Below are 25,494 nucleotides of genomic sequence, written 5' to 3' on the forward strand. Positions count from 1 at the left end.
CTTACGAGCGCCTTGATCCGAATGACATCACTGAGACCTGGTTGGCCATGCAATCCAATGCGACGGCAATGGCGATTGCCATGTTTGGTGTTCATCCATTCCCCGAATTCTTGACTGAGCGCTTGCGCCAAATGTCAAAAATAGACGGCGCGACCGGCCTGATGGCAAAGCGCATCTCGGAGATTGCGACATGAACCGGTTGAACACCCGTATCAACAAGCTCGAAATGCAGAGCCAACCAGTGGACGCGGTCGATGCAATTACGTACTCGTTTTTTGCTCCCTCCTCTGAAGGTCCAAAACGAACGGGTGCAATGACCATCTTTCTTGGGGTGGATCTGCCCAAGATGCATCAAGGCGCGCATCAAGCAGCGGATGAATACGATGCTTGCGTTGATGAACTTCGCGAGCGCATCCGCATTTTGAAGACCTTGCCAGCAGCCGAAAAGCAAACAGGCCTGGATGCCATCTCAATCGAAATAAACCGCGCTAACGCGCCTAAATACAAATCATGATCAGTTGACTTTTGTCGCGCAGATGGCCTCCAGCAGGGTCAAGGAAGCGATGAACCATTTAACTGCTGACAAGGCCTCTCAGATGATTGCAGAAGCCGTGACAGACCCGGAATTGTTCAAGGCATTGCTGACGGGCGTGATGTCACCCAAGCTTGAGGAAAAGCTGATGCCCTGGTTGCCGCCGTATCTCGTGGGTGGGGTGTCTGGGGCGCTGGAAAACTAAGCAACGGTAAATCCAGGCTTGCTTTTTTATCTTAACCATAGTCAAATTTACCACGTTTTTTTAAATGGGAGAATTATTATGACTATGAAAGTACTTAGCGGTCTAGCGTTCGGTTCACTTGTCGCGTTGTCTTCAACGGCACACGCAGCAACTCTATCTCTGATTGGTACAGATTTGAGCCTGAGCGCACAAGCTCAAGCAACCCCTACCAGTGAACTGTTCGTCACGTCGTTTCCGGTAACTGCAACGGTTTCTGCAACCGAAGTTGAGTTTCCTGATGTAGCCAGTTTATTCGATTCAAGCACCGGCGTCCCTCCGGGCTTCGCATCTTCGTTGGTTGATGTTTCGATAGATGCAGGGAGCGACTTTTTGGAAATAGACTTCACCAACAGCGCACCTTTTACAGATTTCGCAACTGGCTTTCAGAACACCTATGTTTTTACATTTGATTCTGCTGTGGCTTTGGACATCACAGATGCAGTCATTGATACCAACGTGACAACACTTGGACTAACTGGCGACCGTGTGACATTTTCTGGCAATGAGCTTTTCGTAAATGTTCAGTCTTTGACTTTCAACACGTCGACTTTTGCTCGCATCAATTTAACTGCTGAAGATGCGATGGGTTCTGTCGTGACGGATGATCCGGAGCGTATGCCCGTTGTTCCGCTGCCTGCAGGTATGCCGCTAATTATAACGGCAATGATTGGCTTGGGCGTGTTATCACGCCAAAAAAAGACAACTTAAAAACCCAAGCAATGCAACGCTAGTTCTACTGGCGTTGCAAGCTTGATTAAATCGATGAACTGCTAGTGAGCTGCGTGACTTTGTTTTCGCAGCTTCTCAACATAGGCGTTGTTCGGCGGGTTTCCTGTACGCAAGGCGCTCTTGCGCCTAGGCTTTCGGTCTGGTCGGCAAACCTTCCGGTGCTTCCACGCCATGCTTTTGCAGCCAGTCCAAGACAGTGCTCCATATATCGGAATTCGCCGGGGTCGTACGCCAGCAGTCAAGCTCATCCAGGGCGGCGTCAAGGTCGTGTGGGATGCTGTTCGGCCATTTGTTCATGATATGTTCTCATCCACAAACCGAAGATAAGCAAGCTAGTATTGCAGTAGCCAATGCCCGGAACGATTGATTGGGACAGTAGATCCGGTAGGGTGTTCTTATAACTGGTGATATTCAGCATCGGAGTACTGCATGCGTTTCGTTCCATGGCTATTTGCCATCTTGCTTTGGCCAGCGGCGGCATTGGCGTTCGATTTCGGAGACTATGACGCAGTTTGCCTGAAAACGGCTGAAGCTGTGCCGCCAGATGATCCGGATGCGTTCCACCAAATCTGCACATGCGCCTACGATGTGATCGAGCAGGAGTTGGGAACGGACCTGACTATTATCTATGCCCGATTTGAACTGGTTGACGCTACTCTCGAGGAAATGCTTCCCAGCGGAACATCTACGGATGCCTTTTTTGAGCAACTGGGTTCCTTGGGACCAAAGATAGATGCGACCTGTACAAGGTAATCTTTGCATTCTTGGCTTGGCGGGAACTAGGGCGCCACAATGCATTGAGGCTTTCATGGATTCAATCCAACACAGGAAGCATTTCCAAGCCATCCAACTCACCTGTTACATCAGATGCTTCAAGGACTCTGAGGATATCTGCAGCTATCAAGGGGAAGTAGTCTGCCGGGATCGGTGCCCGATTGTCGCCGCCACCGATCATGATCAATTTTGCAAAAATCTCTCCTGAGAACGCCAGTGGAAAACTCTAATAGGCGCGTCCGCTGGATTATAGGCTTGTGCAACCCACTGTATGGCCTGGTAACGGTCCAAGGGCAAAACGGCCCGAGTTGCGATGTTGTTTGGAAGTTCGCCGAGGGCGCTAATGGCGGTCGCGTAAGCAGTCCAAGCGACGCAGTTTGTCCCCCATATGTCCCCCAGACCAGCATATTTTGCGTCATGAGGTTTAAAAATGCTTGCTAAGTGTTTGAAATTAAGTGGAGGCGAGTAGGAGAATCGAACTCCTGTACACGGATTTGCAATCCGCTGCGTAACCACTCCGCCAACTCGCCCCGGAGCTTGGTTGAGACCTGCTAACCCATTACAAAGGGTGCTGCAAGTGCCACAGATCGGCAAAATGCCACGTATCCACGTTGCCGCAGGCTCTTGTTTGTGCCACATCTGGTCCAACAACAAATGAACGGATGAGTTTAGCCCAGATGACTGATTTTGCCAGCCGCCGTACGATGATGGTTGATACCCAGGTCAGGCCATCAGATGTAACAAAATTTCCGATCATTGACGCGATGTTGAAAGTCCCGCGCGAAAATTTCGTACCGACAGCACAGCGTGAAGCCGCCTACATGGACGGGAACATCGATCTGGGAAGTGGGCGCGTACTTCTTGAGCCCCGAACTTTGGCTAAAATGCTGGATGCCTTGGATATTTCCAACGACGAATTGGTGATCGATATCGGGTCAGCAATGGGGTATTCCTCGGCGGTGATCGCGCACATGGCGGAAGCTGTGGTTGCCGTTGAAGACGAAGACATCATGATCGCTGAAGCTCAGGAAACCTTGATGGAAGCGGGTATAGACAACGTTATTCAACATGCTGCGCCATTGAGCGACGGAGCCAGTGTGCACGGCCCCTATGACGTCATGATCGTGCAGGGCGGCATTCAAGAACTGCCTGCTGATCTGCAGGATCAGATCAAGGAGGGTGGGCGGGTTGCTTGCATTTTCATGCAGGGCGCTCTTGGCGAGGTGCGCATTGGATACAAGCAAGATGGTCATATTTCATGGCGCATGTCATTCAATGCAGGCGCACCCTTGTTGCCTGGCTTCACCAAAGAACAAGCTTTTGAGTTTTAGAAACGTCCATAGCCCGGAAAAGGGCAAGAGCATAAAGAGGCAAACTATCATGGCCCAAATCAAAAACAATGGTGGTCTTCGAGCGCTGTACCGCGGTGTGGCGATGTCGGTTGGGATGATCGCCTTTTTTTCGGCACAAGACTTGCGATCAGAAACGCTCGCGGATGCATTGGTTGGCGCTTATGAAAACAGTGGACTTCTGGATCAGAATCGTGCCCTGTTAAGAGCTGCGGATGAAGATGTTGCGACATCGATTGCGGCGCTGCGCCCGATCATTTCATATAGCGCCAGCATTGCTCGCGATTTCGGTGACGGTCAGACACGAACAATCGCCGGTGTACCGACGACAAATAATCTTGAGAACACGTCTGCAACACTTGGACTTTCAGCGTCACTACTGCTCTTCGACGCTGGTGTCACGAAGTTGGGGGCAGATGCTGCCAAAGAGACCGTGCTGGCCACGCGACAGCAACTGATCAGCGTTGAGCAAAGTGTTTTGATTCGGGCGGTTCAGGCCTATCTGAATGTTTTCGCTTTTCGCGAATTTGTTGAACTGCGCCAAAACAACCTGCGTTTGCTCACCCAGGAATTGCGGGCGGCACAAGACCGGTTCGAAGTAGGGGAAGTGACCCGTACCGATGTGGCGCAGGCAGAATCAAGTCTGGCCGATTCCCGCAGCGGTTTAGCGACGGCCCAAGGCGATCTTATTCAAGCCGTGGAAGAGTATCGAAACGTTGTAGGACGCACGCCGGGGGAATTGGCGCCTCCCCCAAAGCTGCCGCAGTTGGACAGCAACGTTGAAAACGCCCGAGCTTTCGCGGTGCAAAACCATCCTGACATAAGGTCAGCTCAGCACTTGGTTGCGGTGGCAGAACTCAATATCTTGGCCGCCAAAGCAGCTTTGAACCCGACAGTTTCCGCATTTGGCTCATTGAGCGTTTCCGATGATCTGAGTGAAAGAAGTGATTCACAATCGGGCAGTGTCGGTATCGAATTGTCCGGACCCATATATCGCGGCGGAGCATTATCGTCAGCCATTCGGTCTGCCATGGCATCTCGGGACGCACAACGCGGAAATTTGTTGGAAGTGCGCAGAACAGTATCACAAAACGTTGGATCGGCTTATGCGGCGCTGACGGCTCAAAGGGCCAGTCTGCAAGCAACTGAAGAACAGATCCGTGCCGCGCGTATCGCCTTTGAGGGTGTGCGTGAAGAGGCTACTCTGGGCGCTCGGACGACCTTGGATGTTCTGGATGCTGAACAGGAACTATTGGACGCAGAGACTTCGCGTATTTCAGCTCAGGCCAACCTCTATGTGGCCGCCTATTCTGTGCTGCAGTCAACGGGTCGGCTGACGGCGACTGATCTTTCGCTTGGCGTGCAGATTTATGACCCGAACGCCTACTATGATCTGGTGAAAGACGCGCCTGTTCCGTCATCTGCGCAGGGTAAGCAGTTGGACCGTGTTCTGAAATCGCTGCAAAAAAACTGATACCACCGACGACTCATTGTTTAAATTGTTGTGAAGCGATAGTCTGGCATGGGGCTATCGTGGTGGGGATATGTCAAAAGCCAATTCAAATGTCGAAACTGATACAATTCTAAGAACTGTTCGGCGCGTTGCAGAAGGCGCCAAACAGACACAGGCTGCGTCGAAAAGTGCGCAACCAAAGGAGCGATTGATCCTTTCACAGCGCCTGCGAGTGGCAAGTCGGGATGTTTTGATGTTGGAGCCCAAACATGCTGTAGGGGTGACGCGCAAACAACGTGTTGACGCTGCCAAAGCTCCGAGTGATGTAAAAGATGTGCTGCTGTTGGATGAACCCGTTGTTCCTGACGCGGCAATGGCAGAAGCCCGATCCAAGTCTCGAGATGCTAAGACGAACACTGACCAAACGACCCCTTTGAAGACGGCGACGTCAACACGGCAGAGCGCGCCGCGAAAAGCAGCCCTTGGCGATCTCGACGTGGATGATTTGACGGCAAAAATTGCAGCACTTGAGACTGCAATCGCAAAAACGCCGGATCAGTGGGAACCAGACGGTACGAGCCCCGATGCTTATTCGGGCACCGAGTCCAACGCCATGTCGTGGGAAGAGAGCGTTGAGCTTGATGCAAAGGGAGAACCGCTGACGGGCGCAGCAATGAGAACACAGAACGCGCCTAAGGAAACGAACAGTGCAATCGATGAAGCCGCAGTGGAAGCATTGGTTGATGAAGAAAAACTGCGCGAGATCGTTGCGTTGATTGTGCGATCTGAATTGCGCGGCGTGCTGGGCGAACGGATCACGCGGAACGTACGCAAGCTTGTGCGTCGTGAAATCCAGCAGGCGCTTGCAATGCAGGATCGCGATTGATCAACTGACCTTGGCGGGTTCGGAAGCTAAGGGGCTGGGCGCTGCAAAGCTCAGCAGAAGATCCAAGTCCATATGAGTCTCGAGGTGAGTGGCTAGTGCGTCCAGTGTTGCCTCGACGGTCTGATCATATGCGGTTTGCGACCTTTGACCGAACTGCGCCAACCAAGCCTTTCGGAAAGCGTCCGAACTGAACAGACCATGCAAATAACAGCCCTGCACTAACCCGTTTTCCGACACGGCTCCTTGCATCCCCGTATCCAATTCCAACCAGGCCCGACTGCAATCAGGGCCGGTGGTTTGGCCCATATGAATTTCGTAGCCTGAAAGTGGGGCGTTACTGGCTACATGTCTGCCGCTGCTCAGGCTTAGAGTTTTGCGCGGCTTCAAGACCGTGTCCACATTCAAGTGTCCCAGACCTTTTGCCGATCCCGGTGTGCCTTCCAGGCCGTCGGGATCCGAGATTGCGTTGCCCAAGATCTGGTAGCCACCGCATAGTCCCAACACATGCCCTCCGCGTCTGAGATGTGCGGCGATATCGATGTCCCACCCTTCCCGCCGCAACGCGCCAAGATCGGCGAGCGTCGCCTTGCTGCCGATCAGCAGAACAACATCTGCATCACTGGGCAGGGGGGTCCCGCTCGGGATAACAGTCAGATCCACATGCGGCTCTGCCGCAAGCGGGTCGAGATCGTCAAAATTCGATATGCGCGGCAGATGCGGCACAACGATCTTCAAGCCATGCCCGCCGGACCGGGCTCGCATTGGCAAATCCGACACGTCTTCAGCTGGTAGTAGTTGCGCTTGCGAGAACCATGGGATCACGCCGAGGCAGGGCCAGCCGGTCCGCGCGCAAGCATCATCGCGCCCGCTATCAAAAAGACGCACATCACCTCGAAATTTGTTGATTGCAAAAGCTTTAATTAGAGCGTTGTCGTCTTCATCTAACACGGCCTGGGTGCCAACGACCTGGGCGATGACGCCCCCTCGGTCAATGTCTCCGATCAGCACAACAGGTACCTTGGCAACTCGGGCGAACCCCATGTTGGCAATGTCACGCGCACGCAAGTTAGTCTCTGCCGGGCTGCCTGCACCTTCAACCAGTACCAGGTCGCAATCGGCTGCCAATCGTGAATAGCTTTCGAGCACAAAAGGCATCAGCCTGTCTTTCGCGGTTCCGAATTCGCGCGCATCCTGATCGCCAAACACCTGACCTTGTACGATAATCTGTGCACCGGTGCTGGTTTGCGGTTTCAATAGTACGGGGTTCATGTCCGTGTGAGGCGCAATGCCGGCGGCGCGTGCTTGCAAAGCCTGCGCCCGTCCGATTTCACCACCATCTGACGTGACCGCTGCATTGTTTGACATGTTTTGTGGCTTAAAAGGGCGCACACGAAGCCCACGGCGGGCAAAAGCGCGCGCCAGACCCGCCACAATTATTGACTTTCCGACGTTGCTGCCCGTGCCCTGGATCATGAGTGCGCGTGTCATGTGCCATCCTCTTTTGTGCTGCCGCTAACCTGAAGGATGATCTGTCAAAGGAAAAGGACCAAAGGAGAAGACGGCGGCGCATTTTTTTGCGCAATTTCTCTGATGTGCGCTGGCCTTGAGCATCAACAACTTACTTCTGGTGCAGCATGATGAACCGCGCGCGTTTTTCCAAACTCTTTTTCATGAGGCAGTCAAAAAATCCATTCGGGGCTCGGGGCTAGAGTTTTGAATTATCTGCTTAAATTGGTGCCAAAGCGATCCTATTTGACACATGATCCAGTCGCGCTCAAAATATCCTTGGCGTATCAGATATTCTTGATTTTACAGGGGCCGGCCTTGCACGACCACCAATGATCAACCCCTTTTCAAAGGTTTCATAACATACAAAACGCGCCCGTGAGAGGACGCGTTTTCATACATTGTATCAACCGGTTGATTATGCAGCTTCGGCTTGCTGAGCTGCGTTCCGACGTTCGGATTCCTCACGCGACAGCGCAACAGATGTGCGCACGCCTTTGCCAACGAAATCCATCAGTCCAGTGACGACGCGCTCGTTAGGATCAATTCCTGCACAGCTTAATACTTCGCGTCCATCACGGGAGCGCGCCCAACGTGCAATCTGCTCAGGACCGTTGCCATATTTCTTGTCGTCCGCAATAGCATCGTCCAAAGCAGCCAGTACCACAGCTGCAAATAGTTTACGTGCACGGTTGCCTTGCTCGTTATTAAAGGCTGTGCCGTCAACGAAATCCTTCATTCGTCGTCCTTTCCATTATTCTTGCTCTTGTCTTTTCGGCGTGACGCTCCTTATGACGGAGTTCAGACGATTCGGATACCCCGAATTTGCATGGCACATATGCTCAAGAAGCATACCTGACTTCCACGCAACACGATATCTCGTTGTCTTGTCACCACCCGTCCTCCCAGATATAGGATGCGTTAAGATTTCATCAACCTTTTGCCATGGTTTAGACATATGCCGAAAATTAACGGAAACGAAATCCGCCCGGGAAATGTTCTTGAACATAACGGCGGTCTATGGGCCGCGGTTAAGGTCGATCATGTGAAACCTGGTAAGGGTGGCGCCTTCGCGCAGGTCGAGATGCGCAATCTGCGCAATGGCTCGAAATTGAACGAACGGTTCCGCAGCGCTGACAAAGTTGAGCGCGTTAGGCTTGAGCAAAAGGATCAGCAGTTTCTATATGAAGACGCAGGCATGTTGGTGGTTATGGACACGCAGACCTATGAGCAGGTCCAACTGCCTGCTGAACTCTTGGGCGAACGTCGCCCATTTCTGCAAGATGGTATGACCATTGTAGTTGAGTTTTACGAGGATGAAGCGCTAAACGCCGCGCTGCCTCAAAAGGTCACCTGCAAGATCATTGAGACCGAACCGGTGGTCAAAGGCCAAACCGCGGCTAATTCCTTCAAACCAGCGGTACTCGACAATGGAGTTAAGGTGATGGTCCCTCCCTTTGTGGGCCAGGATGAAGACATAATTGTCAACACAGAAACCATGGAATACGCAGAACGCGCTTGATGCGCGCTGCACGTCTCGCCCTGTAAATCAGTCGCTACGGGTAACGATGGCTTCGCTGGCCTGCATTTCGCCTTGGGCCCGGTCGAACCTCAAATAAGCTATCGCAGTATCTTTGCTGCGGGTCAAAAGCGTTCCAACAGGTTTCCCGCTCGATGTGATCTCACTGCCGGTTTCCGCCTCACCTTCGACAGAGACCTGCGCCAGCCCCTTGCGCAATTCCGTCTTGTGTTTCATGCGCGCCGTGACTTCCTGTCCGACATAACATCCCTTGCGAAAATCACCGCCAGACAGTCGCTCAAAACCAGCTTCGAGAATGAAAGTGTCCGACGTCAGTTCAATGCCTGTCTCGGGGATCAGATGGGCAACGCGGAGGGCGGTCCAATCGGTGGTATCATCGGTTTGCTCTGCTTGTCGATAAGCGCGCCATCCAAGCGCTTCATGGCGCGGATCGGCGAAGCTATCCGAGGGTCTGTCGCCAAGACCCCGATGCAGGAAAAGATCGGTTTCTTCGATCACGACGTCTGCACGTAACTTGTACATGTTCAGGCGTTGTGCCAGCGCGTTCCCCATACCGGCGTCCACATCGAGTAAAATGCCCGTGGGTGTGGGCGAAAGAAAGAAGTCAGCGATATATTTACCTTGCGGTGTCAGGATTGCTGCGTACACCAGCCCGGCGTCAATGCGGTTCACATCGTTTGTGATCAATCCCTGAAGAAAGTCCCGTACATCCGCGCCGGACAGATGCAGAATGCGGCGTTTAGTCATGGGGGGTTCCTCTCGTGGCCTGCAATGACATATAGAAGTTTCGCCGCAAAGAAGAAGAGGCATAACCTATGCGTGCACCGATTTCGGTGATCATACCAACACTAAACGCCGAGACACAGCTTGGCGCGTGTTTGGCTGCGCTGATGCCGGGGCTCGAGGCGGGATTGATCCGTGAATTAATCGTGGCAGACGGCGGATCGCAGGATGCAACGGTTGCAATCGCCAAAGCCTGGGGTGCGGAAGTCGTAGAAGGTGCACCATCAAGGGGCAGGCAATTGAGACAAGGCTGCGCGCAGGCAAAAGGCGATTGGCTGCTGGTGCTGCACGCAGATACCGAATTGCAACCTGACTGGGTGGGGCCGACGATCTTGCATCTTAAGACAAACAAGGCTGGCTGGTTTCGACTGGCCTTTGCCAAAGGCGGGTTTGCAGGCCGTCTTGTGGCAGGTTGGGCGAACTTACGTAGCCTTTTTGGACTGCCATATGGCGATCAGGGGCTGCTCGTCCCGCGAGGGCTCTATTTTGACGTAGGCGGTTACCCAGATCAACCTTTGATGGAAGATGTGGCATTGGCGCGCGCGCTCAAGGGGCGCTTGACGCAGATCGATGCGGTCGCGGTAACCTGCCCGGCCCGATACCATCGCCACGGTTGGGTTCGGCGGGGCACTCGCAATTTATGGACCTTGATGCGTTATTTTGCAGGTGCATCGCCCACGCATCTTTTACAAAGCTACCGACGCTGATTTTCGCCTTTGCGGCTTGGTTTCAAAACTTCTTCGGGTTTTAACGGGTCCTGCCGTTCCCAAGGGAAAAAGCTGTGATTGACGGCGTCAATGCACTGGCTACATTGGCGCCGATCAAAAGGACAGCAACCATGCCCCATTCGCCGAAAGTCGCCGCAGGTCGCGGATATCTCGCCATTCCCGGCCCGTCCGTTGTGCCAGAGGCCGTGCTAAACGCCATGCACCGTCCTGCGCCCAATATTTATGCAGGCGAGTTGCCCGACTTGATGCCTAAACTGGTGGAAGATCTGAAACGTGTCGCGCGCACATCAGGGCATGTGGCGATCTACATTGCTAACGGCCATGGCGTGTGGGAGGCGGGATTATCCAATGTTATCGCGCCGGGTGAAAAGGTACTGGTTCTGGCAACTGGTTTTTTTGGCCATGGCTGGGCTGGGATGGCCAGTGGGATTGGCGCCGAAGTAGACATATTGGACTTCGGCAAGGCGGCAACAATTGATCTTGAGCGTCTGGCAGAGGCGCTTAAGGCCGACGCTGATCAGCAGATCAAAGCAGTATTGGCTGTCCATGTGGATACATCCAGTTCCATTCGTAACGACATTGCTGCCGTCCGGGCGGTATTGGATGAGGTTGATCACCCAGCGCTGCTGATGGTTGATTGTATTGCTTCGCTGGCGTGTGAAGTCTTTGAAATGGACGCTTGGGGTGTCGACGTGATGGTTGCGGGGTGTCAGAAAGGGTTGATGGTCCCGCCGGGTATGGGGTTCGTTTTTTTTAACGAAAAGGCTGCAAACGCGCGGGCATCCATGACGCGTGTCAGCAGGTATTGGGATTGGACACCGCGCGCCCATGCGCAAGCGTTTTATGAATTTTGGAACGGCACGGCACCCACGCATCATGTTTACGGCCTGCGTACGGCGCTAGACATGATCCGTGCTGAAGGGATCGAGGCTGTCTGGTCCCGCCACGAGACGTTGGCCCGCGCTATTTGGGCCGCTTGCGATGCTTGGGCCGAAGGTGGCATGTTGAAAATGAACGTCCAAAATCATACGCTCCGCAGCCATGCGGTGACCGCCCTCCATCTCGAGGCACCCTTGGCCACCGATCTACGAGAATGGACCTCACAAAAATTGGGTCTGACGCTTGGGATCGGATTGGGGATGGTGGAACCGGACGATCCAAATTGGCACGGATTTTTCCGCTTGGGTCACATGGGCCACACCAACGGTCATATGATCATGGGATTGCTGGGTGGCATTGAAGCCGGGATGAAAGCGCTGGACATTCCGCATGGGCCCGACGGCTTGAGCGCGGCAGCTGAAGTAATTGGCGGTGGTTAACGGCTGTCTGGCATCGACCAGCGCTCATTTTCCTCACGCTTTCTGAAGTCTAGCCAGTTGAGCCAATGATTGACGGCCAAGGCCAAGAAAACGGCTGCAACCAAACCCCAAAGGGCCAAAGTAAACAGAAGTACCCAAACCAGGTTGACGCCAAACATGACGATGCAGGCATTTGTATAGTTCGGCGCGCGGCCAAGTTTGCGATTTTCCATAACAGGCATCTCGGCTGTGGTCAGATACCAAAATCATACCTGAGTCGCGGAAAACGTCAGCCTTTTTCTGCTGCGCGCAATGCCGATGGAAGCACTTCTGCCAAAATATCCAGATCCGCTGGGGCGCCGCAGCTGATCCGGATGCATCGGTTTTGCGGCGCCACCATGGGCATGCGGATGAAAACACCGCGCTGGATCATTTCATCAAGCACTTTCTTGGCGAAAGTATGTGTTTGTTTGCAGTCAATCGTCACGAAATTGGTAGCTGATTTGAGAGGCCGCAAGCCGCTCTTGATGGCAATTGTCGCAATGCGGTTTCGCGAGGCGGCCACACGCGCCTGCACCGATCGCAGCCATGTCTGGTCTTCGAGCGCGGCCAATGCGCCCGCTTGTGCCGCTCTGTTCATACCAAAGTGGTTGCGCACTTTGTCAAAGGACGCGATCAGATCGGGTACGGCCATCGCATATCCGACGCGCGCGCCGGCAAGACCATAGGCCTTTGAGAAGGTGCGCAGCCTGATCACTCGCGGGTCATCCATTGGCAAAGGGAGCGCTGTGCCTTCGGGCGCGCACTCGATATAGGCTTCATCCAACACCAGCAGTGTACTATCGGGCAGGGTTTCCATCGCCTTTACGATCTCAGCCCCTTTATGTGCCGTGCCCATTGGGTTGTCCGGGTTGGCCATGTAAACGAGCTTTGCATCCACTTCAGCCGCTTTTGCGAAAAGCGCTTTTGGGTCTTCGAAATCATCAGCGTAGGGCACGGTGTGAATGACGCCGCCGTAGCCAGCGACATGATAGTTGAATGTGGGATAAGCGCCCTGAGACGTCACAACGGCGTCTCCGGGCGCCACCATCAGCCGCGCGATGTAGCCAAGCAAACCGTCAATTCCCTCGCCAATCATAACCATTTCCGGCAGGATACCGTAGTGATCAGACAAGGCTTCGCGCAGCTCATAGTTTTCTGGATCGCCGTATTTCCACATCTGGGTTTCGGCCATTGCGCTCGCGGCCATGGGCGAAGGTCCAAAGACACTCTCGTTCGCGCCCAATCGGGCATCAAACAACCGCGAACGCGCGCGTTCTTGGGTTTCGGGTCCTACAAAAGGTACAGTGCTGGGAAGAGAGTCGGCAAGCGGTGTCAAGCGATAGTGAGTCATACGGTCTCATAAAACGGCTTTGCCTTGGTGGGCAAGCCCGAGATTGCCCTAACGTTTTTCTGGCCAAAATCGCGCTTCTTGGGTCACATAAGCGCAACGCAAGGAGGGCAGAATGACCCATATCACCGTCGAAATCTCGGATCATATCGCTCATGTTAAGCTAAACAGGCCCGAAAAGCGTAACGCTGTGGACCAGCAGATGTTCGAGGATCTGATCGCCGCGGGTGCGCAAGTCGGGCAATCCGATGCGCGGGTGGCAATCTTGTCCGGCGCAGGAGACAGCTTTTGCGCCGGAATCGACATTGGCAGTCTAGGCCAGATGATTGGCCAGGACATGCAAGCCCTGATTATGCCGCGCACTCACGGGCAGGGCACCACAAACAAGTGGCAAGAAGCAGCCATGGTCTGGCACCGGCTGGAGATTCCGGTCATCGCGGCACTGCAGGGCGCGGTCTATGGCGCGGGTCTACAGATCGCGCTTGGGGCGGACATCCGAGTGGCTCACCCGGATGCCAAATTGGCAGTGATGGAGATGAAATGGGGAATCATTCCCGATATGGGCGGAATGGTTTTGCTGCCGCGTCTGGTACGCTCTGATGTCATACGGAGGATGATTTACACAGCCACGCCTATTGACGCAGAACAGGCCGAGCGATGGGGGTTGGTAACGGAAGTTGCGGATGATCCATTGGCAACGGCGCAGGCCCTCGCGCAAGAAATCACCCAAAAAAGCCCCAAAGCCACTCGTGCGGCCAAGGCCTTGATCAATATGGCAGAACACGAGCTTCCCGAGAGTGTGTTGCTGGCAGAAGCACGCTTCCAGGCGGAATTGTTGGGACAGCCTGAGCAAATGGAGGTCGTCGCAGCGCAATTCGGAAAACGCGCCCCCAAATTCGAATAGCGGCGTGCATGCTGGTGTCAGGACATAAATTTAAGCCGCGCTTCGCGTGCGATTTCATAGCGCAATTCCAAATCGGCGAGCGTTGCCATGGCCTCTTTGCGCTGAGTGTCGGACGTGGCAGCGGCATAGGTCTTTCGCGCTGCATCCAGAGATTTTTTCAAAGCGAATTCTTCGGGAACCACACCGGCCTCGGCCATAATCCGCATGCCGGCAGAAATCGACGCAGTTTCGCTGGTCTCAATCGGGCGGTCAGGCAAGGGTTGCCCCTCTCCCTTCAATCCCGAGAGGATACCCGAAGCTTGAGCCTTGGCGATTTGTTGCTCGATAAGAGTACGAAAACTGCGCATGGCGGAATTTTACCCCAATTCGGCCAATCGCGCGAGCGCCTCTTTCAGCTTTGCCTCTTCTTCCTCGCGCAATGCAAGGTTCGCGCGGGTCTCTGCGACGACCTCTTCGGGCGCTGAGACCGCAAACTTCGGGTTGTTCAGACGCCCTCTGAGGCCGCCAAGTTCCTTCGCAAGCTTGTCGAGCGTTTTTTGCAAACGCGCTTTTTCTTCGGCAACATCGATGATGTCCGCCAAGGGCAGGCCAAAACTGCCGCCTGTGACACCCAATGTGACGGAGCCCTTCGGGAAAACTTCTACCTCTGTCATGGTCTCTACCCGTGCCAGGCGTTTGATCATCGCCTCATTGGCATCAAATGCCGCGCGCGCCTGATCTTCGAAGCTAACCACAACGAGCGGCACATAGGCACCGGCAGGCACGTGCATTTGCGCACGCGCAGAGCGGATCGCGTTGATCAGCCCAATGGTCCAGTTCAATTCTGCATCAGCGGCTGCGTCCACCATATCTGCGGCCCGATAGGTTGGCCAATCGGCGTGCACCAGCATGCAGGGGCGCTCCTTGAGCCCCCAAAGCTCTTCGGTGATGAACGGCATGATGGGATGCAGCAGGATCAGGCATTGATCCAGCGCCCAAGCATAAACCTCACGTGTCTCTTGCGCGGCGGTGGAATCATCGCCTTCAAAAACCGGCTTGCTAAGTTCGAGATACCAATCGCAGAAAACGCCCCAGACAAAGGCGTAAAGCCCGTTGGCGGCGTCGTTAAAGCGGTAGGCCGTCAAGCTGGCATCGACTTCTTCGCGCACCTTCGCGACCTCGCCAATGATCCACTTGTTCAACGCGAGCGTTGCAGCGGGCGGCGTGTCGCGGTGGGGGACATCCGTGACCTTGTGACGCTCGCCGAAAGACGCGGCATTCCAAAGCTTGGTACCGAAATTACGATATCCTGCAATGCGTTGCGTGCTGAGCTTAAGGTCGCGTCCCATCGCTGCCATGGAGGTCAACGTAAAGCGTACCGCGTCGGCGCCATATGCGTCGATCATGTCGAGCGGGTCGATCACGTTGCCGACGGACTTGGACATTTTCTTGCCCTTCTCGTCGCGGACGAGGGCATGGACGTAGACCGTTTCGAACGGCTTTTGGTCAACCACAGCGTATTGCATCATCATCATCCGGGCGACCCAGAAGAAGATGATGTCGAAGCCAGTGATTAGGACGGAGGTCGGGAAGTATTTTTGCAGCGCCTCGTTTGCTGCGTCCTGCGCCGCATCACCCGTCCAGCCCAGAGTGCCAATGGGCCAGAGACCGGAGGAGAACCAGGTGTCTAGCACGTCGGGGTCGCGACCAATGCGAATAATGTTGGTGGAAGGTTGTAGACGGTAGTTTCTCGAACGCGCGAGTTCGTCGAGATCGTTGTCCGTGTCCGCGGTTTGCTGCCCGATAGAATCTCTTTCAGGAATATACTCTTCTATGTGCTCTGCCCATGGCGCGACTTGTGAATAGTAGTTGGCAGCCTGCTCTCTTGCGTCATCGAAGCTGCTTTCGCAGAAGTATTTGTCGTCGCTTGGATCCCAGTTTCCGTCCGCATCGATCCCAGGCCCATACCACACCGGAATCTGATGCCCCCACCAGAGCTGGCGGGAGATGCACCATGGCTCGATGTTTTCCAGCCAGTTGAAATAGACCTTCTTGTCCTGCTCGGGGAAAATTTCAGTCTCGCCCGAACGCACGGCATCGATCGCCGGACCCACGATCTTGGATGTCTCAACGAACCATTGGTCGGTCAACATCGGCTCGATGACCACTTTGGACCGGTCGCCGAAAGGCTGCATGATTTTCTTGTTCTCGACCAGTGGCTCAAGAAAGGGCTCTTCGACCGGAAGAAACGCGTCCTCCGGATCGGGATCGGTGACCGGGACCATGACCGCGAGACCCTCCGCCGTGATCTGTTTGACGACTAACTCACGAGCTTGCGGGCCTTCATTTTTATCTCGCCGTTCAAAGCGATGCAAAGTCCTAAGTTCATCTGGCACTAGGTTGATTGCGTCGATGGCGCTCATAACGGCACTATTTTTTTCCGCACCGGAAAGATTTTCGGGTACGAGTCCCATCTCTACAAGCGTTTCATAGAGCGGTTTTCCGGATTTTGCGATTTTGGAGGCTTTTCCGGCTTCGTCTGCATAGGGCGGGCCGTCGGCACGCATTTTTGCCTCAGTATCCATGAGTCTGTAAAGAGGTATGTCGTTTCTGGTCGCAACCTCGTAGTCGTTGAAATCATGCGCTCCGGTGATTTTCACCGCGCCTGATCCAAAGTCCTTGTCCGGGTATTCATCCGTTATGATCGGGATCAGACGGCGGTGTTCCTTTAGACCAACAGGGATTTCACATAGTTTTCCGATAATTGGTGCGTAACGTTCATCTGACGGGTGGACCGCCACTGCGCCGTCGCCCAGCATGGTTTCGGGGCGCGTTGTCGCGATGGAAATATAGTCGCGCGTCTCGCGTAGGGTCTCGTACCCGTCTTCGTCCTTTTCGATGTACTCGTAGGTGGCCCCACCCGCGAGCGGGTATTTAAAGTGCCACATGTGGCCGTCGACTTCGATGTTTTCGACCTCAAGATCCGAGATCGCGGTTTCGAAATGCGGGTCCCAGTTGACCAACCGCTTGCCGCGGTAGATCAGGCCCTTATTGTACATATCCACGAAGACTTTGATGACCGCATCGTGGAAGTTCTGCCCGCCCGGTGTGTCGCCGGGATCGCCCGGTGCGCCCGACATTGTGAAGGCCTCGCGCGACCAGTCGCAGGACGCGCCGAGGCGTTCAAGCTGGCCGCGGATGTTGAAGCGCGACTTCTTTTTCTGCTCCCAGACGAGATCAAGGAAGTCCGCGCGCGTGAAATCGCTGCGGCGGCGGTTAGTTTTGGCCAGTTCGCGCTCGACGACCATTTGGGTCGCGATACCTGCATGGTCGGTTCCAGGTTGCCAAAGCGTATCAAACCCGCGCATCCGGTGCCAACGGGTCAATATATCCTGCAGCGTGTTGTTAAACGCATGTCCCATGTGAAGCGACCCTGTCACATTGGGCGGGGGTATCATGATGGAGAATGTTTCGTCACGCGAGGCGTTGGCACCTGCGGCAAAAGCGCCGGCCTCTTCCCAAGCGGCGTAGAGGCGGGCTTCTGCCACGCTTGCATCAAATTTCTTTTCCATCGGCATGGCGGCGATATCCATCAATACTGTGATAATGAGTGCTCTACCCAATGTATCCGGCAAGTGAAAGAGCACTTGACCGCCTAATCCTTGCGGAGCTTTTCAGAAAGCACATCTTGGGCGTGTTTTTGTCCAAAATTGCAATGGCGCGCGCCTCAGTTGCGCGCGCCCTGCTTCATTGCCGTTGCGGATCTGAGCCAATACCATGCAATTGGGTTTGCAATGCCTTGAAGGCAAGCAAGGGCCGGTAATTCTTGACATAGCTGCCTGCAGATACGTCAAAAAAGATGAATCGGAAGCAAAAAATGCCCACGACTGGACAAGCGCGTGTGCGCCGCTAGTGTCCGTTGAAAGCGCAGACAGCTCAAAGGAGACTACCATGGACAAGTTCGGTAAATCACAACCGGTCAAACGAGTCGAAGACGTGCGGTTTCTCACGGGGCATGGGCGCTACGTCGATGACATCGCACCGGCAAATGCACTGCGCGCTTTTGTGTTTCGATCGCCTGTTGCGCATGCTGAAATCACATCGCTTGATGTCTCGGAAGCACGCAACGGTGTAGGCGTGCATGCCGTTTTGACGGTGGATGACCTCGAAGCTGCTGGCATGAATATCAATATGTTCGCGGCCACGCTGAAAAACCGTGATGGGTCCCCTGGGGCAAGACCCGACCGACCCCTGCTGGCAAAGGGCAAGATGCGTTTTGTTGGTGAGCCGGTGGCCTTCATTGTTGCCGATACACTTGAGCAGGCCCGCGATGCTGCGGAACTGATCCTGCTGGAATACCAGGATCTGCCGGTAAAATTAGACATGGCAACCGGCGGTGCCGCCGTGCACGATGATGTTCCGGATAATCGCGCGTTTGACTGGGGTATTGGAGACGAGGCGGCGGTGGACGCGGCTTTCAAAACTGCGGCGAAGAGCGTCAGTCTTGAGGTCGGCGATAATCGCGTTCTGGTCAGTTCTCTGGAACCTAGGGGCTGTTTCGCTGAATGGGATGGCAACCGGGTTCACGTATCGCTGGGGGGGCAAGGGGTCTGGGCACACAAGGATGCAATTTCCAAAGCGCTGGGCATCGATCCTGAAAATGTGCGTGTGACCAACCCCGACGTGGGTGGTGCTTTTGGAATGAAGAGTTTTCCTTATCCTGAGTACCCGCTGGCGGCGCATGCTGCGCGTGTAACAGGGCGCCCCGTGCGTTGGATGTCGGAACGCACCGAAGCTATGCTGACAGACAATGCAGGTCGTGATCTGACCTCTGTGGCAGAATTCGCTTTCGATGAGACCAACAAGATTACCGCCTACCGCGTGCACACGCGGTGCAATCTTGGCGCTTACAACAGCCATTTCGGCCAGTTCATCCAAAGCGAACTCTTCAGTAAGGTTTTGATGGGTGTTTATGATGTGCAAAAAGCCTGGCTGCGTGTCGAAGGCTTCTATACCAATACAACCTATGTGGACGCCTATCGTGGCGCAGGACGGCCTGAGGCGATTTACATCTTAGAGCGACTAATGGACCGCGCTGCGCGGGAATTGGGTGTTGATCCGCTGGAGCTGCGACGGCGCAATTTCATCAAGTCAAACCAATTCCCCTATCAGACCGCGACCGGAGAAATCTATGATGTCGGAGACTTTGACAAACTGCTGACCCGAACCTTGCATGAAGCCGATATGACTGGCTTTCCAGCGCGAAAAAGTGCCGATGCCGCCAAGGGGCTGCTGCGCGGCGTTGGGGTGTGTTACTATATTGAAAGTATTTTGGGTGATCCTTCGGAAGGCGCGAAGGTTATGTTTAATGAGGATGGCACCGTGACGATCTATGTGGGCACACAATCCACAGGCCAAGGACATGAAACGGTCTATGCCGCTTTCCTGGCGGATCAAACTGGTATTCCTGCGGATAAAATTGGCGTGGTGCAGGGCGACAGCGACCAGATTGCACAAGGCGGCGGTACTGGCGGTTCGCGTTCGGTGACGGTTCAAAACAACGCCACCCTCGCGACCGTTGTTCAGATGACTGAGAGTTTTACCGCGTTTTTAGCCGATGAAATGGGCGTGCCAGCCTCCGAGATCAGCTTTGATGATGAGCGGTTCCGGGCCGAAGGATCGAACCTGACGCCCACCATGCTTGAGGTGGTGGATATGGCGCGGGCCAAGGATCGCGATGATCTTTTGGTGCATGAGGGCCGCGCAACACTGCCGGCGCGCAGCTTTCCGAATGGCTGTCATATTTCAGAGGTCGTCGTAGACCCCGAAACAGGCGTAGTGCAGGTCGAACGCTATACAGTCGTCGATGATTTTGGCAACCTTATCAATCCGATGCTGGCCGAAGGTCAAGTGCATGGAGGCATAGCGCAGGGTATAGGCCAAGCCATCACAGAGCATGTGGTCTTTGATGATGAGGGTCAATTGCTCACGGCATCGTTTATGGACTATGCCTTGCCGCGCGCCGACGACATACCCACTATTGGGTTTACTTCAGAGCCGGTGCCCTCCACCGCGAACATCATGGGCATGAAAGGTTGTGGCGAGGCAGGCACCGTCGGTGCCTTGGCGGCCGTGGCGAACGCGGTACAGGACGCACTTTGGGAGCGGGGCGTGCGGCAGGCCGACATGCCATTTACCCCGCATAAAGTTTGGGAGCTGTTGAACGGTGAGGTCCTCGCGGCGGAATAAAAAGTGGCTCGGTTGGCTGCGCAGCAGGTTCTGGCGTCGACCCGATAGCGATTTTGGCCCGCGCCGTGGCCCTGTCATTCACGTTGTGATTCTGGATGGCACAATGTCGTCTTTGGAACCCGGGTGCGAAACCAACGCCGGGCGGGCCTATCATCTGTGCCGAGAAGTGGGTGGACCTTTATCAATCTACTATGAACCCGGTCTCCAATGGAACGACTGGCGCTCTGCAATGGACGTCATGCAGGGGCGTGGTATCAATCGGCAAATCCGCAGAGCCTATGGGTATCTTGCCTCACGTTATCGGCCGGGCGACAAGATATTTCTGATGGGGTATTCGCGCGGTGCCTATGCCGTGCGCAGCCTGGCGGGCGTCATTGACCTCATGGGTTTGCTTAAAGCCGATGATGCAACAGAGCGAAATATCCGCGACATTTACCGATTCTACGAGAGCAATCCACATGGCGATTGTGCGCGGCGCTTTGCATCCGCCCATTGCCTGTCCGGGGTCGAGATTGAGATGATCGGTGTGTGGGATACGGTCAAATCGTTGGGCTTTAACGCTCCGGTGTTATGGCGGTTCAGTGAAAAACGTCATGCTTTTCACAATCCACACTTAAGCCATAACGTTAAGGCCGGTTATCAGGCCTTGGCCATTGATGAGACACGTGTGGCCTATAAACCCGTGCTTTGGACTTCGCCAGAGGGGTTCCAAGGCCGGGTGGAACAAGTCTGGTTCTCTGGCACTCACGGGGATGTGGGTGGACAGTTGGGCGGATATGAACAAGCCCGCCCGCTTGCGAATATTCCGCTGGTCTGGATGCTTGAACGCGCTCAGATGAACGGTTTGCCGTTGCCGGATGGTTGGTCCAGCCGGTTCCAACAAGACCCGTCGGCACCGATGCTGGGAACGTTTCGCGGTAACGGCAGGTGGTTCTTGACCAGGCGTGCCCGTAAAATACTTCAAGATCCCTCTGAACACATCCATGACAGTGCAGCACTACGCCAGGCAGCAAAGCCTTCTGCGCGCGGTTGGATGAGGTTTGGCAAGACCGTTTGAAGGCTGACCTAAGCTACCCTGCGAACGGCAATTTGATGAAAGCGAATAGGCTTGCAAAAACAGGGTTCCGAGCTTAGAAAATGCCCGCATCGCCTTGTTTATTGAGAATTTTAGCAGTTTGACATGACATCTTGAGCCTTCTTTCGCGCGATCCGTACTAACCAATGAGAAGGTTACTGGGGGGCAAGATATTGGGCGCAACGGTAGGTTTAGGAGCGTCAGAGGTCAGTAGAGAGTTGCTAAAATCGGCAAAGCCTAGGCCACGTCTCTGACACCGGTCACCGCTTGGGTAACGCCCAAGGCGTGACAAATCTGTCGCGTCATTTCGGGTCTGTTCAAAGTATAGAAATGCAGGTTTTCGACACCCTCGTCGACCAATTCAGAGCATAGCTCGGTGCACAGTGCCGTCGCCAGCAGATCATGGCGATCATCCCTGATGGCGGCATCAAAAGCCTGATCCAACCATGTGGGAATGGTTGCACCGCAGCGCAAAGCAAACTTGCGTGCGCTGGTCCAGTTGATGATCGGTAGAATGCCAGGTGTAATCGGCGCAGAGATTCCTGCTTTTGCGCAATCGTCGCGAAAGCGCAAAAAGGTTTCAGCTTCGAAGAAAAACTGAGTAATGGCCTCGCACGCGCCGGCATCAATCTTGGCTTTCAGCCAGTCGATATTGGCTTGCTGGCTGACCGCTTCGGGGTGCTTTTCCGGATATGCGCCAACACGCAATGAAAACTGTCCGGATTGCGCCAATGCTTCGATCAATTCACACGAATTTTCAAAGCCATCTGGGTGCGGTGTGAATTTCTCTTGATCTTCCGGTGCATCGCCTCGCAAAGCCACAATGTCCGTCACGCCTGCTTTGGCAAAACGTTGCGCGGTTGCCATTGTTTCTGTCTTGGAAGCCCCGACGCAAGTCAAATGTGCGGCCACGGGCAGCCCCGACGATTTGTGCAAAGTATACGCGGCATCATGTGTCAAATCCCGCGTGCTGCCGCCTGCTCCATATGTGACTGAGAAAAACCTGGGCTCAAGCGGTGCAAGCGCGTGTGCCGTCTCCCAAAGCTTGAAAGACGCATCAATCGAACGTGGTGGAAAGACTTCGAATGAGACAGAAGGCGTGGACATCGGGAGCGTTCCTTTTTATTTCGTCCCTTGTGCCACATGTCACATCGTGAGACAAATTCATAACTCTCATCTTTAATATGAATGTCGCATGCATATCGAGTTTCGCCACCTTCGCACGATTCAGGCCATCCATGACGCTGGCGGCCTGGCGCGTGCAGCAGATCAACTACACATCACGCAATCAGCTTTAAGCCACCAAATCAAAGGTTTGGAAGATCAGGCGGGCGTTGAACTCTTCGTTCGCAGATCCAAGCCGTTGAAATTGTCTCCCGCCGGAATGCGCCTTCTGAAACTGGCCCACCAAGTGTTACCGCAGGTGCAGGCCTTGCAGGATGAGTTCACCGGGTTGCGGGCCGGGAGCACCGGTCGCATGCATATCGCGATCGAATGCCACGCCTGTTTTGAATGGTTGTTTCCAGTGCTGGAAAAGTTCCGCAAGAACTGGGGTGACGTTGACGTTGATATCCGTCCAGGTCTGGCTTTTGACGCACTGCCGGCTTTGCTCAAGGAGGAGGTGGATTTGGTAATCTCTTCCGACCCGGAAGATCTGACGGGTGTCGAGTTTGTCGAGCTTTTTGACTACGCGCCAGTATTTGTTGCCGCCAGTACGCACCCTCTGGCGCAAAAACACTATATTGAAGCCTCAGATTTTCGCGGTCAAACACTCATTACATATCCTGTCGAGCGCACAAGACTGGATGTTTTCAGCCAATTGTTGATCCCGGCAAAAGTTGAACCCGCGGCCATTCGGCAGGTCGAGTTAACGGCGGTGATCTTGCTTTTGGTGGCTTCCAACCGCGGTGTATCGGTCCTACCGGATTGGGTCGTACGCGAGGTCAAGTACTCTTCGGATTACGTAACGCGCCCGCTGACGAAAACGGGTATTACGCGACGGCTCTTTGCAGCCGTGCGCAAAGATGATCTGGAAAAACCGTTCATGCAGCAATTGCTGACTTTGGCGGGCGAAGAAGCCCGCAAGCTTCAAGAGCTATAAATTCCACTGCTTGAGCGCCAAATGAATGAAGAGTGCCCGGGTGCGCGCTGCAATTTCAGGCGACAATGTTGGATGCCGCTTGCTTTGGCGCATGACTTGAATGTGCTAACACTCGATCAACACCAGTCAACAAAACGCGTGAAGGTTGGTAGCAAGGATGCCGTGCGAATGAATAATGATGGTCTGCGGTCAGATTTTTACAGTGCGCTCCCACGCATCACGTCTTTTGATGACCTTTGCCATGCAAGTAGTTTCACCGCCGTCCCCGAAGACTGGATGGTCGGCGTATCAGATGTGGTCAATTCTACGGTCGAGGTTGCCAACGGACGCTACAAAACTGTTAACATGGTTGGTGCGGCGGTCATATCGGCGCAGATAAATGCGATTGGGAAACGCCCATTTCCTTTTGTTTTTGGGGGCGATGGTGCCACATTCGCCATACCACCGGAACAGTCTCAAGATGCCGAAACCGCCTTGTGTGCTGTCCAGCGATGGGCGCAAGACGCCTTTGACATCGGATTACGTGCAGGTTTGGTTCCTGTGCGGGATATTCTCGCGGCCGGGTTCAAAATCGGTGTCGCAAGGTATCAGGCCTCCGACGGTGCCGATTATGCCATGTTCAACGGTGGCGGCGTTTCTTGGGCAGAAAGCGGTTTGAAATCTGGGGTCTACGGGTTTGATCCGGCACCGGTAGGCACCGTGCCTGACCTAACAGGACTGTCCTGTAGGTGGTCGCCTACGCAATCAAAAAATGGCACGATCCTCTCGTTGGTTCTGCAACCTGTCGGCGGGGTAGACGACGCGCAATTCACCAAAGTTGCCGGTCAAGCTATTGCCCTGGTGCAAAACCTAGAGCGAGGTGGTCACCCTGTGCCGGAAAGTGGGCCAGGTACCCAATGGCCACCACCGGGTGTGACATTGGAAGCCCATGCCAGCAAGGGCATTGGGTCACTTGGATCCAACCGTCTCAGAATCCTGTTTGAAACGTTAATCGCGTGGGTGCTCTTTCGGACCGGCTGGACTGTTGCCGGTTTCAACGCGCGTCACTACGCGCGTGTGACTGGTCGCAACTCAGATTTTCGTAAATACGATGACGGCCTGAAGATGACGCTGGATTGCGACCCTCAAACGCTGTCAAAACTCAGGGAGTTACTCGAAGATGCACAGTCCAAGGGGCTCGTCGAGCATGGTTTGTTCGAGCAGGATCAAGCCATGATGACTTGTATTGTGCCGTCGGTTATGACCGATGACCATATTCATTTCATCGATGGCGCATCCGGCGGATACACTCAGGCGGCGGCGATGATCAAAGATCGAAAACGCATACAAATGTAGAAACTTGTGGTTCCGCACCGACATGACATCAGGTCATGGAGCGTGCCCGACCTACCAGTTGGGTCATACTGCCCAACTCTACGGACTTGGAGACAAACCGGTCGTCGCGCAGCACCTCCAGCAATTTGGCGTGCTCAGGGTGATCTGGAGAGCAGACATCCTGCTTTCGAAATTCGTCAGGTGCGACGTGACCCCAGTTTCGCAATCTCAGAAAATAGACTCCATCGGCGCCAACATCTTTCGCCAGATCAACGAAATCTTGCATTTCCAAGTAGTTGGCCTGCTGAACGACAAAATCTAGGCGCAGGGTATCGATGGCCCCTTCGGCGTTTAGACTGCCCATAAATTTCAAGTTGTCCACGAGCGTGTCAAAGTTGCCACCCCGCCGCAACACGGAGTAGGTATCGGCATGTGCGGCATCGATCGAGACCCAGACCGATGAGACATTGTCCCAAAGGTTCAGGTCATCCCAAGCCCGTTTGTTTGCCAGCAGACCGTTGGTATGAAGTTGGATGCGACGCCCCTTGGCATCCATCGCTGTCAAGCGTCCCAACAAATGGCGGAAATGACGGCTGCCAAAGGGATCGCCTGAGCCCGTTACCTTGATGGCCTTGGCATTCTTGACCATAGGGAGCACGT

At 54.4% G+C, this 25,494-nt stretch carries 27 protein-coding genes and 1 tRNA gene; 16 read left to right on the top strand and 12 right to left on the bottom strand.

Annotated features, from left to right (window positions below; translation table 11 throughout):
- The 4 genes from AB8B75_RS18095 to AB8B75_RS18110 form a co-directional block, all read left to right on the top strand.
- On the top strand, positions 1-194 hold a 194-nt coding region (locus AB8B75_RS18095), incomplete at its 5' end, for a hypothetical protein (protein ID WP_405364219.1).
- Positions 191-514 (top strand): hypothetical protein, encoded by a 324-nt coding sequence (locus tag AB8B75_RS18100; RefSeq protein ID WP_405364220.1) that lies wholly within the window; start codon positions 191-193, stop codon positions 512-514. The genes AB8B75_RS18095 and AB8B75_RS18100, both read left to right, overlap by 4 nt.
- Before the next feature lie 49 nt (positions 515-563).
- Positions 564-737, top strand: a complete 174-nt coding sequence (locus AB8B75_RS18105) for a hypothetical protein (protein ID WP_405364221.1) — start codon at positions 564-566, stop codon at positions 735-737.
- Between the two features lie 78 nt (positions 738-815).
- Positions 816-1,484 (top strand): VPLPA-CTERM sorting domain-containing protein, encoded by a 669-nt coding sequence (locus AB8B75_RS18110; protein WP_405364222.1) that lies wholly within the window; start codon positions 816-818, stop codon positions 1,482-1,484.
- Positions 1,485-1,631: 147 nt separating this feature from the next.
- Here the strand turns inward: AB8B75_RS18110 and AB8B75_RS18115 are convergent, their stop codons facing one another.
- The gene (locus AB8B75_RS18115) at positions 1,632-1,802 is read right to left on the bottom strand and encodes a hypothetical protein (protein WP_405364223.1); all 171 of its coding nucleotides are present in this window, start codon (positions 1,800-1,802) and stop codon (positions 1,632-1,634) included.
- A gap of 132 nt (positions 1,803-1,934) precedes the next feature.
- Here AB8B75_RS18115 and AB8B75_RS18120 point away from each other — a divergent pair, with 132 nt between their 5' ends.
- Complete coding sequence (locus AB8B75_RS18120) at positions 1,935-2,258, top strand: hypothetical protein (protein ID WP_405364224.1); 324 nt, start codon at positions 1,935-1,937, stop codon at positions 2,256-2,258.
- 61 nt (positions 2,259-2,319) lie between these two features.
- Here AB8B75_RS18120 and AB8B75_RS18125 read toward each other — a convergent pair whose 3' ends face one another.
- Together AB8B75_RS18125 and AB8B75_RS18130 are read right to left on the bottom strand one after the other, a co-directional pair.
- Complete coding sequence (locus tag AB8B75_RS18125) at positions 2,320-2,466, bottom strand: hypothetical protein (protein WP_405364225.1); 147 nt, start codon at positions 2,464-2,466, stop codon at positions 2,320-2,322.
- Between the two features lie 269 nt (positions 2,467-2,735).
- Positions 2,736-2,809, bottom strand: a tRNA-Cys gene (locus tag AB8B75_RS18130).
- A 147-nt stretch (positions 2,810-2,956) separates the two neighbouring features.
- Between AB8B75_RS18130 and AB8B75_RS18135 the strand changes: the two genes are divergently transcribed.
- The 3 genes from AB8B75_RS18135 to AB8B75_RS18145 all read left to right on the top strand — a co-directional run bounded on the left by AB8B75_RS18135 (position 2,957) and on the right by AB8B75_RS18145 (position 5,967).
- Positions 2,957-3,610, top strand: coding sequence for a protein-L-isoaspartate O-methyltransferase family protein (locus AB8B75_RS18135; RefSeq protein WP_405364226.1), 654 nt, complete (start codon positions 2,957-2,959; stop codon positions 3,608-3,610).
- Between the two features lie 49 nt (positions 3,611-3,659).
- Positions 3,660-5,102 (top strand): TolC family outer membrane protein, encoded by a 1,443-nt coding sequence (locus AB8B75_RS18140; RefSeq protein ID WP_405364227.1) that lies wholly within the window; start codon positions 3,660-3,662, stop codon positions 5,100-5,102.
- A gap of 232 nt (positions 5,103-5,334) precedes the next feature.
- Positions 5,335-5,967, top strand: coding sequence for a hypothetical protein (locus AB8B75_RS18145; RefSeq protein ID WP_405364228.1), 633 nt, complete (start codon positions 5,335-5,337; stop codon positions 5,965-5,967).
- On the opposite strand, the gene AB8B75_RS18150 is transcribed toward AB8B75_RS18145, so the two are convergent.
- On the bottom strand, positions 5,968-7,455 hold the full coding sequence (locus AB8B75_RS18150) for a cobyric acid synthase (RefSeq protein ID WP_405364229.1): 1,488 nt from the start codon (positions 7,453-7,455) through the stop codon (positions 5,968-5,970).
- Positions 7,456-7,891: 436 nt separating this feature from the next.
- Positions 7,892-8,212: a DUF6280 family protein gene (locus tag AB8B75_RS18155; protein ID WP_008228933.1), complete on the bottom strand. Its 321-nt coding sequence runs from the start codon at positions 8,210-8,212 to the stop codon at positions 7,892-7,894.
- A 219-nt stretch (positions 8,213-8,431) separates the two neighbouring features.
- On the opposite strand from AB8B75_RS18155, the gene efp reads away from it, so the two are divergent.
- Positions 8,432-8,995: an elongation factor P gene (efp, locus tag AB8B75_RS18160; protein ID WP_405364230.1), complete on the top strand. Its 564-nt coding sequence runs from the start codon at positions 8,432-8,434 to the stop codon at positions 8,993-8,995.
- 27 nt (positions 8,996-9,022) lie between these two features.
- Here efp and AB8B75_RS18165 read toward each other — a convergent pair whose 3' ends face one another.
- A complete protein-coding gene (locus AB8B75_RS18165) occupies positions 9,023-9,760 on the bottom strand; it encodes a YgfZ/GcvT domain-containing protein (RefSeq protein ID WP_405364231.1) in 738 nt (245 codons plus the stop codon).
- 68 nt (positions 9,761-9,828) lie between these two features.
- Here AB8B75_RS18165 and AB8B75_RS18170 point away from each other — a divergent pair, with 68 nt between their 5' ends.
- Together AB8B75_RS18170 and AB8B75_RS18175 are read left to right on the top strand one after the other, a co-directional pair.
- Complete coding sequence (locus tag AB8B75_RS18170) at positions 9,829-10,503, top strand: TIGR04283 family arsenosugar biosynthesis glycosyltransferase (RefSeq protein ID WP_405364232.1); 675 nt, start codon at positions 9,829-9,831, stop codon at positions 10,501-10,503.
- 131 nt (positions 10,504-10,634) lie between these two features.
- Positions 10,635-11,843, top strand: a complete 1,209-nt coding sequence (locus AB8B75_RS18175; protein ID WP_405364233.1) for a pyridoxal-phosphate-dependent aminotransferase family protein — start codon at positions 10,635-10,637, stop codon at positions 11,841-11,843.
- Here AB8B75_RS18175 and AB8B75_RS18180 read toward each other — a convergent pair.
- Together AB8B75_RS18180 and AB8B75_RS18185 are read right to left on the bottom strand one after the other, a co-directional pair.
- A complete protein-coding gene (locus AB8B75_RS18180) occupies positions 11,840-12,055 on the bottom strand; it encodes a hypothetical protein (RefSeq protein WP_405364234.1) in 216 nt (71 codons plus the stop codon). The genes AB8B75_RS18175 and AB8B75_RS18180 overlap by 4 nt on opposite strands.
- A 56-nt stretch (positions 12,056-12,111) precedes the next feature.
- Positions 12,112-13,215 (bottom strand): pyridoxal phosphate-dependent aminotransferase, encoded by a 1,104-nt coding sequence (locus tag AB8B75_RS18185; RefSeq protein ID WP_405364235.1) that lies wholly within the window; start codon positions 13,213-13,215, stop codon positions 12,112-12,114.
- 112 nt (positions 13,216-13,327) lie between these two features.
- Between AB8B75_RS18185 and AB8B75_RS18190 the strand changes: the two genes are divergently transcribed.
- Entirely contained in the window at positions 13,328-14,116 is a 789-nt protein-coding gene (locus tag AB8B75_RS18190; RefSeq protein WP_405364236.1) for a crotonase/enoyl-CoA hydratase family protein, read from the top strand.
- Positions 14,117-14,133: 17 nt separating this feature from the next.
- Here AB8B75_RS18190 and AB8B75_RS18195 read toward each other — a convergent pair whose 3' ends face one another.
- Positions 14,134-14,463: a DUF1992 domain-containing protein gene (locus tag AB8B75_RS18195; protein ID WP_405364237.1), complete on the bottom strand. Its 330-nt coding sequence runs from the start codon at positions 14,461-14,463 to the stop codon at positions 14,134-14,136.
- A gap of 9 nt (positions 14,464-14,472) precedes the next feature.
- Entirely contained in the window at positions 14,473-17,673 is a 3,201-nt protein-coding gene (locus tag AB8B75_RS18200) for a valine--tRNA ligase (protein WP_405364244.1), read from the bottom strand.
- Between the two features lie 373 nt (positions 17,674-18,046).
- Between AB8B75_RS18200 and AB8B75_RS18205 the strand changes: the two genes are divergently transcribed.
- Positions 18,047-20,344 (top strand): xanthine dehydrogenase family protein molybdopterin-binding subunit, encoded by a 2,298-nt coding sequence (locus tag AB8B75_RS18205; RefSeq protein WP_405364238.1) that lies wholly within the window; start codon positions 18,047-18,049, stop codon positions 20,342-20,344.
- Positions 20,322-21,401 carry a DUF2235 domain-containing protein gene (locus tag AB8B75_RS18210; RefSeq protein ID WP_405364239.1) on the top strand — a complete coding sequence of 360 codons (1,080 nt, stop codon included), beginning with the start codon at positions 20,322-20,324 and terminating at the stop codon, positions 21,399-21,401. Before AB8B75_RS18205 ends, AB8B75_RS18210 begins: the two co-directional genes overlap by 23 nt.
- Positions 21,402-21,656: 255 nt before the next feature.
- On the opposite strand, the gene metF is transcribed toward AB8B75_RS18210, so the two are convergent.
- The gene (gene metF, locus AB8B75_RS18215) at positions 21,657-22,526 is read right to left on the bottom strand and encodes a methylenetetrahydrofolate reductase [NAD(P)H] (protein ID WP_405364240.1); all 870 of its coding nucleotides are present in this window, start codon (positions 22,524-22,526) and stop codon (positions 21,657-21,659) included.
- Positions 22,527-22,614: 88 nt separating this feature from the next.
- Here metF and AB8B75_RS18220 point away from each other — a divergent pair, with 88 nt between their 5' ends.
- On the top strand, positions 22,615-23,520 hold the full coding sequence (locus AB8B75_RS18220; protein WP_405364241.1) for a LysR family transcriptional regulator: 906 nt from the start codon (positions 22,615-22,617) through the stop codon (positions 23,518-23,520).
- A 168-nt stretch (positions 23,521-23,688) separates the two neighbouring features.
- Positions 23,689-24,855, top strand: a complete 1,167-nt coding sequence (locus AB8B75_RS18225; RefSeq protein ID WP_405364242.1) for a DUF3095 domain-containing protein — start codon at positions 23,689-23,691, stop codon at positions 24,853-24,855.
- Between the two features lie 28 nt (positions 24,856-24,883).
- On the opposite strand, the gene AB8B75_RS18230 is transcribed toward AB8B75_RS18225, so the two are convergent.
- On the bottom strand, positions 24,884-25,494 hold a 611-nt coding region (locus AB8B75_RS18230), incomplete at its 5' end, for a hypothetical protein (RefSeq protein ID WP_405364243.1).

The organism is Roseobacter sp. (assembly GCF_045106495.1).
Lineage (GTDB): Bacteria > Pseudomonadota > Alphaproteobacteria > Rhodobacterales > Rhodobacteraceae > Roseobacter.

What these genes read in the sequence shown, in the direction of transcription:
- AB8B75_RS18185 (WP_405364235.1), bottom strand. Translation starts at nt 13,215, where the DNA reads ATGACTCACTATCGCTTGACACCGCTTGCCGACTCTCTTCCCAGCACT.
- efp (WP_405364230.1), top strand. Translation starts at nt 8,432, where the DNA reads ATGCCGAAAATTAACGGAAACGAAATCCGCCCGGGAAATGTTCTTGAA.
- AB8B75_RS18190 (WP_405364236.1), top strand. Translation starts at nt 13,328, where the DNA reads ATGACCCATATCACCGTCGAAATCTCGGATCATATCGCTCATGTTAAG.
- AB8B75_RS18105 (WP_405364221.1), top strand. Translation starts at nt 564, where the DNA reads ATGAACCATTTAACTGCTGACAAGGCCTCTCAGATGATTGCAGAAGCC.
- AB8B75_RS18220 (WP_405364241.1), top strand. Translation starts at nt 22,615, where the DNA reads ATGCATATCGAGTTTCGCCACCTTCGCACGATTCAGGCCATCCATGAC.
- AB8B75_RS18200 (WP_405364244.1), bottom strand. Translation starts at nt 17,673, where the DNA reads ATGCCGATGGAAAAGAAATTTGATGCAAGCGTGGCAGAAGCCCGCCTC.
- AB8B75_RS18100 (WP_405364220.1), top strand. Translation starts at nt 191, where the DNA reads ATGAACCGGTTGAACACCCGTATCAACAAGCTCGAAATGCAGAGCCAA.
- AB8B75_RS18140 (WP_405364227.1), top strand. Translation starts at nt 3,660, where the DNA reads ATGGCCCAAATCAAAAACAATGGTGGTCTTCGAGCGCTGTACCGCGGT.
- AB8B75_RS18225 (WP_405364242.1), top strand. Translation starts at nt 23,689, where the DNA reads ATGAATAATGATGGTCTGCGGTCAGATTTTTACAGTGCGCTCCCACGC.
- AB8B75_RS18145 (WP_405364228.1), top strand. Translation starts at nt 5,335, where the DNA reads ATGTTGGAGCCCAAACATGCTGTAGGGGTGACGCGCAAACAACGTGTT.
- AB8B75_RS18135 (WP_405364226.1), top strand. Translation starts at nt 2,957, where the DNA reads ATGACTGATTTTGCCAGCCGCCGTACGATGATGGTTGATACCCAGGTC.
- AB8B75_RS18165 (WP_405364231.1), bottom strand. Translation starts at nt 9,760, where the DNA reads ATGACTAAACGCCGCATTCTGCATCTGTCCGGCGCGGATGTACGGGAC.
- metF (WP_405364240.1), bottom strand. Translation starts at nt 22,526, where the DNA reads ATGTCCACGCCTTCTGTCTCATTCGAAGTCTTTCCACCACGTTCGATT.
- AB8B75_RS18110 (WP_405364222.1), top strand. Translation starts at nt 816, where the DNA reads ATGACTATGAAAGTACTTAGCGGTCTAGCGTTCGGTTCACTTGTCGCG.
- AB8B75_RS18120 (WP_405364224.1), top strand. Translation starts at nt 1,935, where the DNA reads ATGCGTTTCGTTCCATGGCTATTTGCCATCTTGCTTTGGCCAGCGGCG.
- AB8B75_RS18170 (WP_405364232.1), top strand. Translation starts at nt 9,829, where the DNA reads ATGCGTGCACCGATTTCGGTGATCATACCAACACTAAACGCCGAGACA.
- AB8B75_RS18205 (WP_405364238.1), top strand. Translation starts at nt 18,047, where the DNA reads ATGGACAAGTTCGGTAAATCACAACCGGTCAAACGAGTCGAAGACGTG.
- AB8B75_RS18195 (WP_405364237.1), bottom strand. Translation starts at nt 14,463, where the DNA reads ATGCGCAGTTTTCGTACTCTTATCGAGCAACAAATCGCCAAGGCTCAA.
- AB8B75_RS18150 (WP_405364229.1), bottom strand. Translation starts at nt 7,455, where the DNA reads ATGACACGCGCACTCATGATCCAGGGCACGGGCAGCAACGTCGGAAAG.
- AB8B75_RS18115 (WP_405364223.1), bottom strand. Translation starts at nt 1,802, where the DNA reads ATGAACAAATGGCCGAACAGCATCCCACACGACCTTGACGCCGCCCTG.
- AB8B75_RS18155 (WP_008228933.1), bottom strand. Translation starts at nt 8,212, where the DNA reads ATGAAGGATTTCGTTGACGGCACAGCCTTTAATAACGAGCAAGGCAAC.
- AB8B75_RS18175 (WP_405364233.1), top strand. Translation starts at nt 10,635, where the DNA reads ATGCCCCATTCGCCGAAAGTCGCCGCAGGTCGCGGATATCTCGCCATT.
- AB8B75_RS18180 (WP_405364234.1), bottom strand. Translation starts at nt 12,055, where the DNA reads ATGGAAAATCGCAAACTTGGCCGCGCGCCGAACTATACAAATGCCTGC.